The sequence below is a fragment of the Klebsiella sp. RC2 genome (assembly GCF_014192815.1).
Classification (GTDB): domain Bacteria; phylum Pseudomonadota; class Gammaproteobacteria; order Enterobacterales; family Enterobacteriaceae; genus Klebsiella; species Klebsiella variicola.
Window position 1 is genome coordinate 931192 of sequence record NZ_JACHYL010000002.1, and the last position, 18756, is coordinate 949947.

At 58.3% G+C, this 18756-nt stretch carries 19 protein-coding genes; 8 read left to right on the forward strand and 11 right to left on the reverse strand.

Going from position 1 to position 18756, the window contains the following annotated elements:
- Positions 1–264: 264 nt before the first annotated feature.
- From FHW76_RS09345 to FHW76_RS09355, 3 genes are all read right to left on the reverse strand, one after another.
- Positions 265–729, reverse strand: a complete 465-nt coding sequence (locus FHW76_RS09345) for an HNH endonuclease (protein WP_023279831.1) — start codon at positions 727–729, stop codon at positions 265–267.
- Positions 730–1000: 271 nt separating this feature from the next.
- A complete protein-coding gene (locus FHW76_RS09350) occupies positions 1001–1750 on the reverse strand; it encodes a cyclopropane-fatty-acyl-phospholipid synthase family protein (RefSeq protein ID WP_022065067.1) in 750 nt (249 codons plus the stop codon).
- A gap of 57 nt (positions 1751–1807) precedes the next feature.
- Positions 1808–2065, reverse strand: coding sequence for a YjhX family toxin (locus FHW76_RS09355; RefSeq protein ID WP_008805277.1), 258 nt, complete (start codon positions 2063–2065; stop codon positions 1808–1810).
- A 461-nt stretch (positions 2066–2526) separates the two neighbouring features.
- Between FHW76_RS09355 and glaH the strand changes: the two genes are divergently transcribed.
- From glaH to csiR, 6 genes are all read left to right on the forward strand, one after another.
- A complete protein-coding gene (gene glaH, locus FHW76_RS09360; protein ID WP_012542782.1) occupies positions 2527–3504 on the forward strand; it encodes a glutarate dioxygenase GlaH in 978 nt (325 codons plus the stop codon).
- A 27-nt stretch (positions 3505–3531) separates the two neighbouring features.
- Positions 3532–4800, forward strand: coding sequence for an L-2-hydroxyglutarate oxidase (gene lhgO / locus FHW76_RS09365; protein WP_032753663.1), 1269 nt, complete (start codon positions 3532–3534; stop codon positions 4798–4800).
- Positions 4801–4823: 23 nt separating this feature from the next.
- Positions 4824–6272 (forward strand): NADP-dependent succinate-semialdehyde dehydrogenase, encoded by a 1449-nt coding sequence (gabD, locus tag FHW76_RS09370; protein ID WP_048267472.1) that lies wholly within the window; start codon positions 4824–4826, stop codon positions 6270–6272.
- 12 nt (positions 6273–6284) lie between these two features.
- Complete coding sequence (gene gabT / locus FHW76_RS09375) at positions 6285–7568, forward strand: 4-aminobutyrate--2-oxoglutarate transaminase (RefSeq protein WP_008805274.1); 1284 nt, start codon at positions 6285–6287, stop codon at positions 7566–7568.
- A gap of 135 nt (positions 7569–7703) precedes the next feature.
- Positions 7704–9104, forward strand: a complete 1401-nt coding sequence (gene gabP, locus FHW76_RS09380; protein WP_002889795.1) for a GABA permease — start codon at positions 7704–7706, stop codon at positions 9102–9104.
- 45 nt (positions 9105–9149) lie between these two features.
- Positions 9150–9842, forward strand: coding sequence for a DNA-binding transcriptional regulator CsiR (csiR, locus tag FHW76_RS09385; RefSeq protein ID WP_117106343.1), 693 nt, complete (start codon positions 9150–9152; stop codon positions 9840–9842).
- A gap of 85 nt (positions 9843–9927) precedes the next feature.
- Here csiR and crl read toward each other — a convergent pair whose 3' ends face one another.
- From crl to gpt, 3 genes are all read right to left on the reverse strand, one after another.
- Complete coding sequence (gene crl / locus FHW76_RS09390) at positions 9928–10326, reverse strand: sigma factor-binding protein Crl (RefSeq protein WP_004178681.1); 399 nt, start codon at positions 10324–10326, stop codon at positions 9928–9930.
- 57 nt (positions 10327–10383) lie between these two features.
- On the reverse strand, positions 10384–11628 hold the full coding sequence (gene frsA, locus FHW76_RS09395; RefSeq protein WP_012542786.1) for an esterase FrsA: 1245 nt from the start codon (positions 11626–11628) through the stop codon (positions 10384–10386).
- 105 nt (positions 11629–11733) lie between these two features.
- A complete protein-coding gene (gene gpt / locus FHW76_RS09400) occupies positions 11734–12192 on the reverse strand; it encodes a xanthine phosphoribosyltransferase (RefSeq protein WP_002889733.1) in 459 nt (152 codons plus the stop codon).
- Between the two features lie 257 nt (positions 12193–12449).
- Between gpt and pepD the strand changes: the two genes are divergently transcribed.
- Positions 12450–13907: a cytosol nonspecific dipeptidase gene (pepD, locus tag FHW76_RS09405; protein WP_012968882.1), complete on the forward strand. Its 1458-nt coding sequence runs from the start codon at positions 12450–12452 to the stop codon at positions 13905–13907.
- A 42-nt stretch (positions 13908–13949) separates the two neighbouring features.
- On the opposite strand, the gene FHW76_RS09410 is transcribed toward pepD, so the two are convergent.
- The gene (locus FHW76_RS09410) at positions 13950–14402 is read right to left on the reverse strand and encodes a GNAT family N-acetyltransferase (RefSeq protein ID WP_183476563.1); all 453 of its coding nucleotides are present in this window, start codon (positions 14400–14402) and stop codon (positions 13950–13952) included.
- A gap of 2 nt (positions 14403–14404) precedes the next feature.
- Positions 14405–15460: a DNA polymerase IV gene (gene dinB, locus FHW76_RS09415; RefSeq protein WP_008805269.1), complete on the reverse strand. Its 1056-nt coding sequence runs from the start codon at positions 15458–15460 to the stop codon at positions 14405–14407.
- A gap of 160 nt (positions 15461–15620) precedes the next feature.
- On the opposite strand from dinB, the gene FHW76_RS09420 reads away from it, so the two are divergent.
- On the forward strand, positions 15621–16481 hold the full coding sequence (locus FHW76_RS09420) for a glycerophosphodiester phosphodiesterase family protein (RefSeq protein ID WP_183476564.1): 861 nt from the start codon (positions 15621–15623) through the stop codon (positions 16479–16481).
- A gap of 221 nt (positions 16482–16702) precedes the next feature.
- Here the strand turns inward: FHW76_RS09420 and nqrM are convergent, their stop codons facing one another.
- Genes nqrM through nqrE form a run of 3 tightly spaced genes read right to left on the reverse strand, consistent with a single transcriptional unit; the run spans position 16703 to position 18753 of the window.
- Entirely contained in the window at positions 16703–16918 is a 216-nt protein-coding gene (gene nqrM / locus FHW76_RS09425; RefSeq protein ID WP_004204638.1) for a (Na+)-NQR maturation NqrM, read from the reverse strand.
- A 2-nt stretch (positions 16919–16920) separates the two neighbouring features.
- Positions 16921–18144, reverse strand: coding sequence for an NADH:ubiquinone reductase (Na(+)-transporting) subunit F (gene nqrF, locus FHW76_RS09430; RefSeq protein ID WP_008805267.1), 1224 nt, complete (start codon positions 18142–18144; stop codon positions 16921–16923).
- Between the two features lie 12 nt (positions 18145–18156).
- On the reverse strand, positions 18157–18753 hold the full coding sequence (gene nqrE, locus FHW76_RS09435; protein WP_004177335.1) for an NADH:ubiquinone reductase (Na(+)-transporting) subunit E: 597 nt from the start codon (positions 18751–18753) through the stop codon (positions 18157–18159).
- Between the last annotated feature and the right edge of the window lie 3 nt (positions 18754–18756).

Here is an 18756-nt window from a genome sequence, read left to right on the forward strand (position 1 = left end):
TAAGGTAACAGCCCGTCGTTAGGTAAGTATCCCGCATCATTGATCTCCAGCCACTGGCAGTCATCTCACTTTATTGAAAATGAGCAGGACTAACGCAAGGCAAATGGCGCTACCGACAAATGCGGTGATGAAGGAATTCACCAATGAGCTGCTGTAACGAAATAAAAGCGTCATTGCGGATTCATTCCGTCAAGACTTGCTTATTTGTTCGTTACGAACATTTTAATACCTGGGGAATTGCACATAGCCGCTAACCTGTCCTTATTATTGCCACGCAACCTCATCTCTGTTGCCCTTACTGACGTTGCACTCGTTGCACATGATTTGCAGATTGGCAATATCGAGGGCTAAATGCGGGTAAAGAGAACGCGGTTTTATATGATCAACGTGCATCACCATCCCGTCACTGGCGCCGCGCCCGCATACGCAACATTTATTGCCGTAGCGCTGGAACGCCTGGTAACGTAAACGCCGCCACTCCCTTGAGCGGTAGAACGTATCAGCCTCTTTAGCTGCTTGCTGCCGCAGCGCCTGCTCACGCCGGTACTGCTCGAATAAAACGACATGCCCTTCAGCTTTAGGGTAATTTCCCCAGGCATCCGTCGCTGGCGTTGTGTCGGGCTTCTCCTGTACCTTCACCGAGTCTGGAGGATAGAGTTTGCTCGTAACCTTTTGTACCAGTTTGAAAAGTACCCATACGACTACGGCCAGAATAACTAACGTTTCCACTCCCTCGCCTTATTCTCATTCAAAGATAATTGCTGCATTATTTTATACAAGCGCCATATTGATGGTCATTATACCTTTGTAGGGATGAAATTGCGTTATCGCAAGGCTAGCCAGCCCCCACAGCTCATCCACCCCCAGGCGACTCATCGCTATTGTGCCCCTACTCTCCTGGCCGTACGTTGTGATACCCCAGAACACGTCATGGTCAGCTACGACGAACTGAAGGTCTGAAGGTGGTCGGTAGCGCCTCCTGACGCTACCGACATACCGGTTAACGCGCCATCAGGACAAACACGCCCCAGCCGAGATATTCCCGGGTCCAGGTGACGTGGTGTAGCGGCGCAGTGGTCAACTGCTGGCGAACCTCCGGTGCGAAGTCATCGTGCGGATTGGCCTCCAGCCAGCGGCGCATTGTCAGCCATTTCGCCGCTTCATAACGATCCCAGCCCTCCTGGTCGGCCAGCACCATCTCCACCACGTCATAGCCCAGTTCACCAAAGTGGGCGACCAGCGCCGGCAGCGTCAGGAAGTCATCGGGAGTCTGCGCGCCGCAGGCAACCGCCTCTTCCGCCGTGGCCGGACGTTTACGCCACCATGGCTCGCCGATCAGCAGCATGCCGCCGGGCCGCAGGCTCTGCTTCAGCAGCGCAATCGTGCCGGCCACCCCGCCGCCGATCCACGTGGCCCCCACGCAGGCGGCAATATCGCACGGCTGGCTGGCGACGTATCCGCTGGCATCCTGATGCACAAAGGTTACCCGGTCGCTTACCCCGAGCGCTTCTGCACGGGCGGTCGCCTGCTGGCTGAACAGCAGGCTCATGTCCACGCCGGTGCCGACGATCTGATGATCGCGCGCCCAGCTACAGAGCATCTCGCCGGAGCCGCTGCCAAGGTCAAGAATAGCGGTGCCCGGCGCCATCCGCAGCGCCCGTCCCAGGGTGGCGTACTTTTCCGGGGTAAAAGGGTTATGAATACGGTGTTCGCTTTCACTGATAGTAAAAATGCGAGGGATATCGATCATGGATGTTTCTCCTTGAGAGCCATACGCCCGGGCAGCGACACTGCCCGGGTCGCTGTATCAGCGGTTGTCCGCCTGCGCGCGAACGTTATTCAAACCAGTGGTGTTGATCCGGTACGGCTGGCCGTTCACCGACTTAATCAGCTTTTTGGTTTTGAGCTTTTTGAAGACCGCGAGGGTGCAGTCGTTCAGCAACAGCCCTTCCCGGGTGTAGCATTCGACGGCGGTAATGCGGCCGGAGGTATCGCGGACGTGCGCAATACGGCCACCTTTGGCGAGAACGTGTAAGGTCCGTTGTTCCTGACGGGATAAATTCATACTGAAACCTGTTCATTATCATGTGCGAAAACATGCCTACACCCGCAGGTGTGTGCGTAAGGTTTAAGCGCAGCGATAATCAGTCCGGCCTGGGCAGGTCGGGGAACTGATTATCTGATAATGACATTCTCCAGCATCGAAGCCTCGGTAAGCATTGAAAGGTATTAACGCGCTGAATACTAACACCCTCAGTTCATAAGGGTATGGCGCAGATTAAAAACTGTGACCGGTATTACGATTTCCCCTCAGCCTTCCCCGCATTTTGCGCTTTCCGCCACCCGCTCTGTTCCTCAAGATTAACCACCACCTTATCTCCCTCCCGCATTGTTAAATAATTGTTGTCAGATCACAAAATAGAAACAAAAAGGCCATTTCGTACGCATTTTATAAAAATGTAGATATTTTTAATTTATGGCTACGAAATGAACATCACCCTGACCTTACAGCGAGGAACGATCCTGATGAACGCCCTGACCGCAGTAAAACCGACACCCGCGCCGTTAGCCCAGCCATATCCGGGCTTTTCCATTGCCCCTTCCGCACAGTCGCCGCGCCTGCTGGAGCTCACCTTTTCCGCCGAAACAACCACGCAGTTCCTGCAGCAGGTCGCGCAGTGGCCGGTGCAGGCGCTGGAATACAAATCTTTCTTACGCTTCCAGGTCGGCAAGATCCTCGACGATCTGTGCGGCAATCAGCTGCAGCCGTTGCTGATCAAAACATTGCTCGATCGTGCGGAAGGCGCGCTGCTGATCAACGGCGAAGGGATCGATAACGTCAGCCAGGCCGAGGAAATGGTCAAGCTGGCCACCGCCGTCGCCCATCTGATTGGCCGTTCCAACTTCGACGCCATGAGCGGTCAGTATTACGCTCGCTTTGTGGTGAAAAATGTCGATAACTCCGACAGCTACCTGCGCCAGCCGCACCGGGTGATGGAGCTGCACAACGACGGCACCTACGTCGAAGAGCAAACCGACTACGTGTTAATGATGAAGATCGACGAGCAGAACATGCAGGGCGGTAATTCCCTGCTGCTGCATCTCGACGACTGGGAGCATCTCGACGAATTTTTCCGCGACCCGCTGGCTCGCCGCCCAATGCGCTGGGCCGCGCCGCCGAGCAAAAACGTCAGCAAGGATGTTTTCCACCCGGTGTTCGACGTCGATTCGCTGGGCCGTCCGGTAATGCGCTATATCGACCAGTTCGTCCAGCCGAAAGATTTTGAAGAAGGCACCTGGCTGAGCCGCCTTTCCGACGCGCTGGAAACCAGCAAAAACATCCTTTCCATACCGGTGCCGGTGGGCAAATTCCTGCTGATTAACAACCTGTTCTGGCTGCACGGCCGTGACCGGTTTACGCCGCACCCGGACCTGCGCCGCGAACTGATGCGCCAGCGCGGCTACTTTGCGTATTCCACGAATCATTACCAGACTCATCAATAAGGGTTCTCAGGCGAAGGAATTGAGCGGATGTATGATTTCGTGATTATCGGCGGCGGCATCATCGGCATGTCGACCGCCATGCAGTTAATTGAGATTTACCCGGACGCCCGCATTGCGCTGCTGGAAAAAGAGACCGGTCCGGCCTGCCATCAGACTGGCCACAACAGCGGCGTGATCCACGCCGGGGTGTATTACACCCCCGGCAGCCTCAAGGCGCAGTTTTGCCTCGCCGGCAACCGCGCCACCAAGGCCTTTTGCGAGCAGAACGGCATCCGCTATGACGTCTGCGGCAAAATGCTGGTCGCCACCTCGCCGCTGGAGATGGAGCGGATGCGCGCCCTGTGGGATCGCACCGCCGCCAACGGCCTGCAGCGCGAGTGGCTAAGCGCCGGGGAGCTACGCGAGCGCGAACCGAACATTACCGGGCTCGGCGGGATCTTCGTCCCTTCCAGCGGCATCGTCAGCTACCGCGACGTGGCGGCGGCAATGGCGAAGATCTTCGAATCAAAAGGCGGAACGATCGTCTACGACGCCGAAGTCAGCGCCCTGAAAGAACATGCCAGCGGCGTGGTGATCCGCACCCGCCAGGGCGCCGAATATGAGGCCTCCACGCTGATCGCCTGTTCGGGCTTGATGGCCGATCGGCTGGTAAAAATGCTCGGCGTCGATCCCGGGTTTATCATCTGTCCGTTCCGCGGCGAGTATTTCCAGCTGGCGCCGCAGCACAACCAGATCGTCAACCATCTGATCTATCCGATCCCCGATCCGGCGATGCCGTTCCTCGGCGTCCACCTGACCCGCATGATCGACGGCAGCGTCACCGTCGGCCCCAACGCCGTGCTGGCTCTGAAGCGCGAAGGCTACCGCAAGCGCGATATCTCGCTGGCCGATACCCTGGAGATCCTCACCTCGCCCGGCATCCGCCGGGTACTGCAAAACAACCTGCGCTCCGGACTGGGCGAAATGAAGAATTCGCTGTGCAGAAGCGGCTATCTGCGGCTGGTGCAGAAATACTGCCCGAGCCTGACGCTGAGCGATTTACGCCCGTGGCCCGCCGGCGTGCGGGCGCAGGCGGTATCGCAGCAGGGCAAACTGATCGACGATTTTCTCTTCGTCACCACCGCGCGTTCGATACATACCTGCAATGCGCCATCGCCGGCGGCCACCTCCGCTATCCCGATCGGCGCGCACATCGTCAGCAAGGTGCAGACCCTGCTGGAAAGCCAGAGCAATCCCGGACGCACGCTGCGTGCGGCACGTAGCGTGGAGACACTACACGCCGCTTTTATCCGTTAACCCCCTTAAGACAGGAAGCGATTATGCAACTCAACGATATGACACTGTTTCGCCAGCAGGCGCTGATCGATGGTCAGTGGCGCGATGCGCCCAACGGCGATGTGATTGCGGTGACCAACCCGGCCAACGGCGAGCAGCTCGGCAGTGTGCCGAAAATGGGCGCCGACGAAACCCGCGAAGCAATTGAAGCCGCCAATCGCGCCCTTCCCGCCTGGCGTGCCCTGACCGCCAAAGAGCGGGCGAATATTCTGCGCCGCTGGTTCGATCTTATGATGGAGAATCAGGACGATCTCGCCCGCCTGATGACCCTCGAACAGGGAAAACCGCTGGCGGAAGCCAAAGGCGAAATCAGCTACGCCGCCTCCTTTATTGAGTGGTTCGCCGAAGAAGGTAAGCGCATTTACGGCGATACCATTCCCGGCCATCAGGCCGACAAGCGCCTGCTGGTGATTAAGCAGCCCATCGGCGTTACCGCCGCCATCACCCCGTGGAACTTCCCGGCGGCGATGATCACCCGCAAAGCGGGCCCGGCGCTGGCCGCCGGCTGCACAATGGTCCTGAAACCGGCCAGCCAGACGCCGTTTTCAGCGCTGGCGCTGGCCGAACTGGCCAATCGCGCCGGGATCCCCGCCGGGGTGTTCAACGTGGTCACCGGTTCCGCCGGGGCCGTCGGCGGCGAACTGACCAGCAACCCGCTGGTGCGCAAGCTCTCCTTTACCGGCTCGACCGAGATTGGCCGCCAGCTGATGGAGCAGTGCGCGAAAGACATCAAAAAAGTCTCCCTGGAGCTGGGCGGCAACGCGCCGTTTATCGTCTTTGATGATGCCGACCTTGATAAAGCCGTCGAAGGGGCGCTGGCGTCGAAGTTCCGCAACGCCGGGCAGACCTGCGTCTGCGCCAACCGACTGTACGTCCAGGACGGGGTGTATGACCGTTTCGCTGAAAAACTGCAGCAGGCGGTGGAAAAACTGCGCATCGGCGACGGCCTGCAGGATGGCGTCACCACCGGCCCGCTGATCGACGAGAAAGCCGTCACCAAAGTTGAAGAACATATTGCCGACGCCATCGCCAAAGGCGCGAAAGTCGTCACCGGCGGCAAACCGCACGCCCTGGGCGGCAACTTCTTCCAGCCGACCATCCTGGTCAACGTTCCCGACAGCGCCAAAGTGGCGAAAGAGGAGACCTTCGGCCCGCTGGCGCCGCTGTTCCGCTTTAAGGATGAAGCCGACGTCATTGCCCAGGCCAACGATACCGAGTTCGGCCTCGCCGCCTATTTCTACGCCCGCGATCTGAGCCGCGTCTTCCGCGTCGGCGAAGCGCTGGAGTACGGCATCATCGGCATCAACACCGGCATTATCTCCACCGAAGTCGCCCCGTTCGGCGGCGTCAAGGCCTCAGGCCTCGGCCGCGAAGGGTCGAAGTACGGTATCGAAGACTACTTAGAAATCAAATACATGTGTATTGGCCTTTAACAGGAGCGATGGATGAACAGCAATAAAGCAATGATGGCGCGTCGCAGCGATGCGGTCCCGCGCGGCGTCGGCCAGATCCACCCTATCTTCGCCGAACGCGCGGAGAACTGCCGGGTGTGGGACGTCGAAGGCCGGGAATATCTCGATTTTGCCGGCGGTATCGCGGTGCTCAATACCGGCCATCTGCATCCGCAGGTTGTCGCCGCCGTCGAAGACCAGCTGAAAAAGCTATCTCATACCTGCTTCCAGGTACTGGCCTACGAGCCCTATCTGGCGCTGTGCGAAAAGATGAACCAGAAGGTGCCCGGTGATTTCGCCAAGAAAACCCTGCTGGTCACCACCGGGTCGGAAGCGGTGGAGAACGCGGTGAAAATCGCCCGCGCGGCAACCGGGCGCAGCGGCGCCATCGCCTTCACCGGCGCCTATCACGGCCGTACCCATTACACCCTGTCGCTAACCGGGAAAGTGAACCCGTACTCCGCCGGTATGGGGTTAATGCCGGGCCACGTCTATCGCGCCCTCTACCCGTGCGCGCTGCACGGCGTCAGTGATGACGAGGCGATCGCCAGCATCCATCGCATCTTCAAAAATGACGCCGCACCGGAAGATATCGCCGCCATCATTATCGAGCCGGTGCAGGGTGAAGGCGGATTCTATGCCGCCTCCCCGGCCTTTATGCAGCGCCTGCGCGCCCTGTGCGACGAGCACGGCATTATGCTCATCGCCGATGAGGTCCAAAGCGGCGCGGGCCGTACCGGCACGCTGTTCGCCATGGAGCAGATGGGCGTGGCGGCGGATATCACCACCTTCGCCAAATCCATCGCCGGCGGTTTCCCGCTGGCGGGCGTCACCGGGCGGGCGGAGGTGATGGATGCCATCGCCCCCGGCGGACTCGGCGGCACCTACGCTGGCAACCCCATCGCCTGCGCCGCCGCCCTGGCGGTATTACAGATTTTCGAGCAGGAGAACCTGCTGGAAAAAGCCAACCAGCTTGGCGACACCCTGCGCCAGGGCCTGCTGGCGATTGCAGAAGATCATCCGGAGATCGGTGACGTTCGCGGCCTGGGGGCGATGATCGCCATTGAGCTGTTTGAAGAGGGCGACCGCAGCAAGCCTAACGCCAGGCTGACGGCGGATATCGTCGCCCGCGCCCGCGACAAAGGCCTGATCCTGCTCTCCTGCGGGCCGTACTACAACGTGCTGCGCATCCTGGTGCCGCTGACCATTGAAGAGGCGCAGATCGAGCAGGGTCTCAAGATCATCGCCGACTGCTTTACCGAGGCGAAACAGGCATAGAACAGAACACATGCGGAAGCGAAGTACGTTCGTAAGGGAATGAAGACGAGACCTGCAAAACAACAATAATACGCGTGCCCCGGCGCGGGAATGTCGGGGCGCTCTCCCAGGTGACACACTTCGAGAGGGTAAATGATGGGGCAACTGTCGCAATCACAGGATTTAGGGGCGGGACTGAAGTCGCGCCACGTCACGATGTTATCTATCGCCGGGGTGATCGGCGCGAGTTTATTTGTCGGTTCCAGCGTCGCCATTGCCGAAGCGGGCCCGGCGGTGCTGCTGGCCTATCTGTTTGCCGGGCTGCTGGTGGTGATGATTATGCGTATGCTGGCCGAAATGGCCGTCGCCACGCCGGATACTGGCTCCTTTTCCACCTACGCCGACAAAGCCATCGGCCGCTGGGCGGGGTATACCATCGGCTGGCTGTACTGGTGGTTCTGGGTACTGGTTATTCCGCTGGAAGCCAATATCGCGGCGATTATTCTGCATTCGTGGGTGCCGGGCGTCCCGGTGTGGTTGTTCTCCCTGGTCATCACTCTCGCCCTCACCGGCAGTAACCTGCTGAGCGTCAAGAACTACGGTGAATTCGAGTTCTGGCTGGCGCTGTGCAAAGTGATCGCTATTCTGGCGTTTATCGTACTGGGCGCGGTCGCCATTACCGGTTTTTATCCCTATGCCGAGGTCAGCGGCATTTCGCGGCTGTGGGACCACGGCGGCTTTATGCCGAACGGCTTCGGCGCGGTGCTGAGCGCGATGCTGATCACCATGTTCTCCTTTATGGGCGCGGAGATCGTCACCATTGCCGCCGCCGAATCGGACACGCCGGATAAACACATCGTCCGCGCCACCAACTCGGTGATCTGGCGTATCTCTATTTTTTATCTGTGCTCGATCTTTATCGTCGTCGCCCTCATCCCATGGAATATGCCGGGGCTGAAGAGCATCGGTTCCTACCGCTCGGTGCTCGAGCTGCTGCATATTCCCTACGCGAAGCTGATTATGGACGGCGTGATCCTCCTGTCGGTCACCAGCTGTCTGAACTCGGCGCTGTATACCGCCTCGCGGATGCTCTACTCCCTGAGCCGTCGCGGCGATGCGCCGGCCATCATGGGCCGGACCAACCGCAGCAAAACTCCGTACGTGGCGGTGCTGCTCTCCACCGGCGCGGCGTTCCTCACCGTGGTGGTGAACTACTATGCGCCCGCGAAAGTGTTTAAATTCCTCATCGACAGCTCTGGCGCCATCGCCCTGCTGGTCTATCTGGTGATCGCCGTTTCACAACTGCGGATGCGCAAAATCCTTCAGGCGCAAGGCGGCGAGATCCGTCTGAGAATGTGGCTCTATCCGTACCTGACCTGGCTGGTAATCGCCTTTATCACCTTCGTGCTGGTGGTGATGCTGTTCCGTCCGGCGCAGCAACTGGAGGTGATCTCTACCGGCCTGTTAGCATTGGGAATTATTTGTACAGTACCGATTATGTCGCGCTGGAAAAAGCTGGTATTGTGGCAAAAACTGCCGCTGCAAAATACGCGTTAACCCTGTTCCCGGCGCCCGCCGGGAAGAGTATTCAGGAGTAAGAACATGACCGCCATTCCCCAGGCGACGGCCATTGACGGGTACCGTTGGCTGAAAAACGACATCATCCGCGGGGTCTACCAACCCGATGAGAAGCTGCGGATGAGCCTGCTGACGTCGCGCTATGAGCTCGGTGTCGGGCCGCTGCGGGAGGCGCTCTCGCAGCTGGTGGCGGAAAGGCTGGTGACGGTGGTTAATCAGAAAGGCTATCGGGTGGCGCCCATGTCGGAGCAGGAGCTTCTCGATATCTTCGACGCGCGCGCCAACATGGAAGCCATGCTGGTGCGCCTCGCCATCGAACGCGGCGGCGACGAGTGGGAAGCCGAGCTGCTGGCCCGCGCCCATCTGCTCAACAAGCTGGAGTCCTGTGACGCCAGTGAGCGCTTACTCGATGAATGGGACCAGCGCCATCAGGCGTTTCACACCGCCATCGTCGCCGGCTGCGGCTCCCAGTATCTGCTGCAGATGCGCGAAAGGCTGTTCGATCTGGCGGCGCGCTACCGTTTCATCTGGCTGCGCACCACCGTGCTGTCGGTGGAGATGCTGGAAGACAAACATGTTCAACACCAGACCCTGCTGGACGCCATTCTGGCGCGCGATGCCAAACGAGCCAGCGCGCTGATGCGCGAGCACTTACTGACCCCTATCCCGATTATTCAACAGGCGATGGCTGGCAAGCTGTCGCCGCAGGCAGGGTGAGTCAGATGGTGGGGTTGAAATTACGGGTATGGCGGCACGCTCCTCCACGCCGCACGGGCGTGGAGAAATCGTATCCGTAGATCAATCAGGCCCGCAGGCGAACCGGTTCGCTGAAATCGTCGGCCGGTTCCAGCTTCAGATTAAAGGTGGTCAGCAGTGCTGCCGCGCGCTCGTGGAACTCGCGTAGCGTTTTTTCCAGTCTCTCGCTCACTTCCGGGTCGTCAATGTCGACCGCCTGCCATGAACCTTCTTTATTGAACAGGCCAAACTGGTAGCTATAGGTGAAACGTGACTCTTGTGCTTCCATTTCCATCCACCAGCCCCAGAATTCACGCTTCTCCGGTGCGGGCTTAACATTGACGCAAACTGCCAGGCAATCGAAAAAGAAACGGTTGTCATGGCACTGCTCTTCGCGAATGTAAGGCCCTAGCGCCGTGAATTTCTTGATCAACTTACTTTTCAGGTGTCCACTCGGTAACGTCATTGCGATCTCCTTTAGTGATGCAACTGTTTTACCAAACCAATAGAATTTAGCAATAAATTAACCAAATCTATGATTGATCCAGCGGGCGATCTGTCGCAATGCGTGATCAAAATTGCGATACACCGGGTTAAACGGGATCTCCAGCAGTTTGCCATCGGCAGATGACGAAGTGATTAACCGCGACTCCTCTTCGGGGCTGAACGGATCGTCCTTCCAGAAGCCGGAAAGCATCGGCGTCGGGCAACGGCGCCCCAGCAGTCCCTGGGTTTTTAACGAGTAGCGGTTGAGCTCCACGCGCAGCGCTTCATCGGACGCGTCATGCATACCCAGCCGCGAGGCCAGCACGTCAAGATACATCTCCGGCACGCGCCCCTGATGCAGGGGATCCACCAGCAGACCATGAACGACCGGGCCCAGACACGCCACAGCCTTCAGCCGCTGCGGCTCCAGGTAACCCAGACGGACCGCGATATTGGCGCCAAAGCGGAAGCCAAAGGCCGCGACCCGGGTATGATCGACCCACGGTACATTTTCCAGATGGCGCAGCGCGTGCTGGTGCAGCAGGCTGGTGTCCTGATTCAGCGTCCATTTTGACGAGAAGCCGATGGAAGGCATATCGATCGTCAGCATGGCAATACCGAGCGGTGAAAAGTAGTTCTCATACAGGTTGTAATAATCCGTCTGCAGCGAGTCCAGGCCCCCACACATCAGCACCGTCGGAAACGGCCCATCGCCTTTTGGCATATGCAAAAAGCCGGTTATCGGCGAACCGCCAGGGATGGTGAACTCCAGCTCGCGCAGCGAGCCCGGCAGCCGCTGGGCGGCTTCTTCATACGCCCGGTTGGCTAAAGCCTGCGCCTGTTCGGCCAGCTCATCGCCTTTAATATGCGGATAAGCGGCAATGCTATACAGGTTCGATGCATGCAACCAGTGGCGGCCGCTCAGCAAAGGATCGGCTTCCTGCCCGGCCTTTTGCTGCCACTGCATGGCCTCTTTCGCCCACTCGAAGATCCAGTTGCCGCCGCGATAGCCGATAACGGTATCGAACAGCTCTGGATCCGTTCGTTCGGCCTCGCTCATCACAATGCGCGCTTGCACATCGAGGATCTCCTGCGGGGTCACGCCGCGCCAGATCCACATCAAACGGTTGATCAGACGGTACCAGTGATCGACGTGATTGCCGCTCAGCGCCGACTGCATCGCCTGCGGTTTTCCGGCGGAAAACCGACGTACCAGCGTAGAGGTTTCGGGATGTTTGAAGCGGGGTTTAAACAGCGTTTCGCTGAGGTTAGCCTGTGACATGTGCAGCCTCCGTCGTAGTGCCACTCCTGTTATTGTAACCTGCTAAAGGATAAAAAAAACCACGCCCGGCAAGCCGGGCGTGGTAAATAGCACTGTCCTGAAGAATTAACGACCTGCGATAGGCGGTACAAACACCACGCCCATATCCCACGGCTGTTCAATCCAGGTGTCCTGCGGAATATCCACAACGTAATCGTCCACCAGCGGGCGGCCTGCCGGCTTGGCGAAAATGGTGACAAAGTGTGCTTTTGGATACATTTCGCGGATCGCCACGGCGGTACCGCCGGTATCCACCAGATCGTCGATAACGATAAAGCCTTCGCCATCGCCTTCCGCGCGTTTCAGCACTTTCAGCTCGCGCTGGTTATCATGGTCGTAGCTGGAGATGCATACGGTATCAACATGACGAATGCCCAGTTCACGCGCCAGTAAGGCTCCCGGTACCAGTCCACCGCGGCTGACGGCAATAATGCCTTTCCATTGCTCAACCGGCAGCAGACGGCTGGCCAGTTTGCGGGCGTGAATCTGCAACATGTCCCAGGTGACGACGTATTTTTCGCTCATGTGAAGTGTCCCAGCCTGTGTAATACGGCTTAAATAATGTTCGAGGGGGAAAATGGTTGCGCGAGATTATAGAGATCTGACGCACTAAAAACCAGTGTTAAGCGGTTTGCGCAACGCTTTTTGCGTTGTTTACACTACCTGCGGCGGTGGAAAGTGGTATTCTCAACCCCATCGCGCAAGCCCGGGCTTGTTGTGTATTTTAACGCTAACCCTCGTCCTGCAACCGCTGTATGCAGGAGTCTGTAAGGAGACTTACCGTGTCTGAACTGTCTCAACTATCCCCGCAGCCGCTTTGGGATATTTTTGCCAAGATTTGCTCCATCCCGCACCCGTCTTATCACGAAGAACAGCTCGCCGAGCACATTATGGGTTGGGCAAAAGAAAAAGGCTTACACGCGGAACGTGACCAGGTTGGCAACATTCTGATTCGTAAAGGCGCGACTGCCGGTATGGAAAACCGCAAGCCGGTAGCGCTGCAGGCGCACCTCGATATGGTGCCGCAGAAAAACAACGATACCGTCCACGACTTCGCCAAAGATCCGATCCAGCCGTACATTGACGGCGAATGGGTGAAAGCGCGCGGCACCACGCTGGGCGCGGATAACGGCATCGGGATGGCGTCTGCACTGGCGGTGCTGGCCGACGACAGCGTCGCTCACGGTCCGCTGGAAGTGCTGCTGACCATGACCGAAGAGGCCGGTATGGACGGCGCGTTCGGTCTGCAGGCCAACTGGCTGCAGGCGGATATCCTGATCAATACCGACTCCGAAGAAGAAGGCGAAATCTACATGGGTTGCGCCGGCGGGATCGATTTCACCTCTAACCTGGCGCTGACCCGAGAAGCGATTCCGGCCGGGTTCCAGAGCTTTAAAGTAACCTTAAAAGGGCTGAAAGGCGGCCACTCCGGCGGTGACATTCACCTGGGTCTGGGTAACGCCAACAAGCTGCTGTCTCGCTTCCTCGCCGGCCACGCCGATGAGCTGGATTTGCGTCTGGTCGATTTCAACGGCGGTACGTTGCGCAACGCCATCCCGCGCGAAGCATACGCGACCGTCGCCGTCGCCGCGGATAAAGCCGATGCGCTGAAAGCGCTGGTGAATACTTACCAGGCGCTGCTGAAAAACGAGCTGGAGGCCAAAGAGAAGAACCTGGTAGTGCTCCTGGAAGCGGTTGATAACGACAAAGCAGCCCTGACGCAGGCTTCCCGCGACGGTTTCATCCGCCTGCTGAACGCCACGCCGAACGGGGTTATCCGCAACTCTGACGTGGCGAAAGGCGTAGTGGAAACTTCGCTGAACGTCGGCGTCGTCACCATGACCGATGACAACGTGCAGATCCACTGCCTGATCCGCTCGCTGATCGACAGCGGCAAAGACTACGTGGTCAGCATGCTGGATTCTCTGGGTAAACTGGCGGGGGCGAAAACCGAAGCCAAAGGCGCTTACCCTGGCTGGCAGCCGGACGCCAACTCGCCGGTAATGCACCTGGTGCGCGAGACTTACCAGCGTTTGTTCAACAAGACGCCGAACATCCAGATCATCCACGCCGGTCTGGAATGCGGTCTGTTCAAAAAACCGTATCCAGAGATGGACATGGTCTCCATCGGGCCAACCATTACCGGTCCGCACTCCCCGGATGAGCAGGTACATATCGAGAGCGTCGGCCAGTACTGGACGCTGCTGACCGAGCTGCTGAAAGCCATTCCGGCTAAATAAGCCCCACCACCGGCGGCAGTCTGCCGCCGGTTTTCCCCCGCATCACCTTAGCGCCACGCGTTTTTCCATCCGGTAGTTAATAAACCACTCCCCACGGGCCGCCACCCGCTGCTCCGCCACCACTTTAAATCCATGGGCCGTAAAACAGGGCTTTGCGGTAATGCTGGCGTCCACCGTCAGGATTTGCGCAGGATACTGAGCGCAGAGCGCCTCGATAAGCGCGCCGCCGATACCCTGCCGGGCGAGATCCGGCGAGACAAAGAGCAAATCGATATGCGTCCCAATGGCGGTGATAAAGCCAACCGGTTGATTGTTAACCACGGCTACCCGCCCGACTGAGTCAGCCAGCTTTTGTCGCCAGCGCATCTCATCCACCTGCGCCCAGGCCGCAATCTGCGCCGGGGTATAGTCCCGGCTCGCCGTTTCCTGCACCGCGCGCAGAAAGATCTGGCAGAGCAATGGCAAATCGCTGTCGCGGTAAGCACGAATATGCATGGTTAAATCCCTAATAAAAGCTGCCTTTCCAGCTGCGGATCGAGCAGCGTCACATGGAGCCCAACCAGACGCACGCCACGTCCGCCGCGCCGCTCATCCCAGGCTTTGTGGGCGGTGGCAATCAGATCCTCTTTGTTCAGCCGCGGCCAGACGTGCTCCTGAGTGGTCAGCTGGAAGTCATTAAATTTCAGTTTAATCCCCTGGCGGGCGATCAACAGGTCCGGTTTGACCTTCGCCAGCCGCCGCTCCAGTTCGGGATAGAGATTTTCGATAATCGCTTCGCACGCTGACCATTCGTGGATATCTTCCGCTAACGTCCGCTCCACACCCACCGATTTACGTTGCCGATCGTTATGGATTTCCCGCTCATCAATCCCGTGGCTGCGCTCCCACAGAATACGGCCGAATTTACCGAAGCGCTTGAGCAGCATGGCCAGATCGCTGTTCTGCACATCGCCACAGGTACGCAGGCCCATATTTTCCAGCTTCGCCGCCGACACCTTTCCGACACCGGGTATTTTCGCCAGCGGCAGCGCCCGCACAAACTCTGCCACCTGATGGGGAGCGATAACGAACTGGCCGTTGGGTTTATTCATATCTGAAGCGATTTTAGCGAGAAACTTCACCGGCGCCACGCCCGCCGAGGCGGTGAGGTGCAGCTCCCGTTCGATGGTCTGGCGGATCTCCTGAGCTATCAGAGTGGCCGACCCGTGACAATGCACGCTGTCGCTGACGTCAAGGTAGGCTTCATCCAGCGACAGCGGCTCAATGCGCGAGGTATAGCGGGAGAAAATTTCGCGGATATGATTCGAGGCTTCTTTGTAGGCATCGAAGCGGCCGGGAAGCAGCGTGAGATGCGGGCACAGCTTGAGCGCTGTCGCCGTCGGCATGGCGCTGCGCACACCAAACTTACGCGCAGGATAGTTCGCGGTACTAATCACGCCACGCTGTACCCGACTGCCGCCTATCGCGAGGGGGATATCACGCAACGCCGGGTTGTCGCGCATCTCCACCGCTGCAAAGAAACAGTCCATATCGACATGGATAATTTTACGCATCGTCAGACTCAACACTGTATACCCATACAGCATAGCAAAAACTGCGCGCCAGTTTGATGCTTTTTTTACTGCGGTGGTCAAAAAAACGCTGACAACATAAAAGTGCAATAAATCATGTTTATTTTCATAACGTTAATCAACTAATCTGAAAGATACAATCATGAAGAAACGACTCACCGCCCTTTGCCTGCTGGCCACCAGCAGCGCTTTAGCTAACCCACAGCTGATTGCCCACCGCGGCGGTACCGGCGATGCCCCGGAAAATACCCTGCCGGCCATTAAACTGGCGCTGGAGAACCACGCTGAGGCCATCTGGGTCACGGTGCAGTTAAGCCGCGACGGCGTACCGGTACTCTACCGTTCAAGCGATCTCTCCGCCCTGACCAACGCCGAGGGTAAGATCTCCAGCTTAACCGCCGCCGAGCTGGCGAAAGTCGACGCCGGCTGGAAATGGGGGGATGACAGCCACCCGTGGCGCGGTAAGCAGGCCACGATCCCGACCCTGCAAAGCGTGCTGCAACAGTGGCCGCACACTTTTTTCTATATCGATATCAAATCTCCAGATGCCGAACCGGCGGTGATGGGCGAACGCCTGCTGGCGGTGTTAAAAGCCACCGACAGCCTCGATCGCGTGCGGGTCTATTCCACCGATGACCGCTATATCGCCGCCCTGCCATCGGCTATTCCCCGCTTCGTCACCCGCAGCGAGACTCGCACTAAACTTGCGACTATTTCACTCAGCCACCAGTGTCAACTGAGCAGCCAGCACGAGGGCGAGCAGTGGTATGGGCTGGAGCTGAAGCGCAAGGTCGAGGTGGTGGAGAAGTTTACCCTTGGCGAAGGGATCTCCCCGGCAACGCTCACCTGGGATAAAGAGGCGATGGATTGCTTCCGCTCACAGGGCAAAGCGCACATTATTTTCTTCGGCATCAACAGTGCGGAAGACTACCGCACGGCGAAGGAGCTGGGCGCCGACGGGGTGATGGTGGATTCTCCGGCACAGGCGAAAAGCTGGCAGTAAGGGAGTCAACGGCTAAAAAGGCCACGAAAGCGGCCTCACATTGCTGGCATGTTGTTGCCGGGTGGCGGCTGGCGCCTTACCCGGCCTACAAAACCGAAGCAGCAGACCCGGCAAGCGCAGCGCCACCGGGCACGGAGCCGCTTTATGCCGGGTGGCGGCTGCGCCTGACCCGGCCTACAAAACTGAAGCAGCAGGTCCGGCATGCGCAGCGCCGCCGGGCATTACAAAATACGCCGCTGCTGACGCTGCGCCTCGCGAGCGAGACGTTTCTTACGCGCGTCACACGGTTCCGGACAGTCGCAGACTTTCTCCAGCCCCAGCGACGAGATCCCGCCGCAGCTGCCCTGAATGCTCTTGCGCTTCACCAGGTAGCCCAGCGACATACCGAGGATCACCAGCGCAAAAATCACAAAGGTCGCGACAAATACCGTCAGCATCGTCAGCCTCCAAAGTCGTCGAGCATGATGTTCTCATCTTCGACGCCCAGGTCTTTGAGCATTTTTATCACCGCGGCGTTCATCACCGGCGGCCCGCACATATAGAATTCGCAGTCTTCCGGCGCCGGGTGGTCGCGCAGATAGTTTTCATACAGAACATTATGGATAAAGCCCGTATGCCCGGTCCAGTTATCTTCCGGCAGCGGATCGGAGAGCGCGACGTGGAAGGTAAAGTTAGGGTTGTCGCGCGCCAGCTGCTCGAACTCATCATCGTAGAACATCTCGCGCAGCGAACGGGCGCCGTACCAGAAGCTGATTTTGCGCGTGCTGTGCAGCCGCTTAAGCTGATCAAAGATATGCGAGCGCATCGGCGCCATGCCGGCGCCGCCGCCGATAAACACCATCTCAGCGTCGGTCTCTTTAGCAAAGAACTCGCCGAACGGCCCGGAAATCGTCACCTTATCGCCAGGCTTCAGCGACCAGATATAGGACGACATGATCCCCGGCGGCGCATCCGGTACTTTCGGCGGCGGCGTCGCGATGCGCACGTTGAGCATAATGATGCCCTTCTCTTCCGGATAGTTAGCCATCGAGTAGGCGCGCAAGGTCGGTTCTTTCACCTCAGAGACATAGCGGAACAGATTGAATTTGTCCCAGTCTGAACGATATTCATCAGGAATATCAAAGTCGGCATAGGCCACTTTATGCGACGGGCATTCGATCTGAATATAGCCGCCGGCGCGGAACGGCACCGCTTCACCATCAGGCACCCGTAATTTGAGCTCTTTAATGAAGGTGGCTTTGTTATCGTTAGAGATAACCTCGCACTCCCATTTTTTCACGCCGAAAATCTCTTCCGGCAGCTCAATTTTCATATTCTGCTTCACCGCCACCTGGCAGGCCAGGCGGCACCCTTCTTTGGCTTCGCGTTTGGTGATATGCGAAAGCTCGGTCGGCAGAATATCTCCGCCGCCTTCTTTGATGGTCACCCGACACTGGCCGCAGGAGCCGCCGCCGCCGCAGGCGGAAGAGACGAAGATACCGTTGCTGGACAGTGTGTTCAGCAGTTTGTCACCCGCCGGGGTGCGGATCTGTTTATCCGCTTCGTTATTGATCTCAATAACCACGTCGCCCGCGTTCACCAGCTTTGAGCGCGCAGCCAGGATAAGCCCCGACAGCACCAGCACAATCAGCGTGAACATCACGACGCCAAGAATAATTTCCATACTTATTCGCCCTTATAGCTGCACGCCGGAGAAGGACATAAAGCCCAGCGCCATCAACCCGGTGGTGATAAAGGTGATCCCTAACCCGCGCAAGCCGGCGGGCACATTGGCGTACTTCATTTTTTCGCGGATCCCCGCCATCGCCACGATCGCCAGCATCCAGCCGATGCCGGAGCCGAAGCCGTAGACGATGGATTCCGGGAAGTTGTAATCACGCTGCACCATGAACGACACGCCGCCGAAAATGGCGCAGTTAACGGCGATAAGCGGCAGGAAGATCCCTAACGCGTTATAGAGTGCCGGGAAGTACTTATCGAGGATCATCTCGAGGATCTGCACCAGCGCCGCAATCACCCCGATAAAGGTGATGAAGTTCAGGAAGCTGAGATCTACGCCTTCCACCAGCGCGCCGTCGCGCAGCACCAGGTTATAGACCAGGTTGTTGATTGGCACAGCAAGACCCAGCACCACCGTCACTGCGACGCCGAGGCCGAAGGCGGTGGAGACCTTTTTCGACACCGCGAGGAAGGTACACATCCCGAGGAAGAAGGCCAGCGCCATGTTCTCAACGAACACCGCGCGGACAAACAGGCTAATGTAATGAGCCATCAT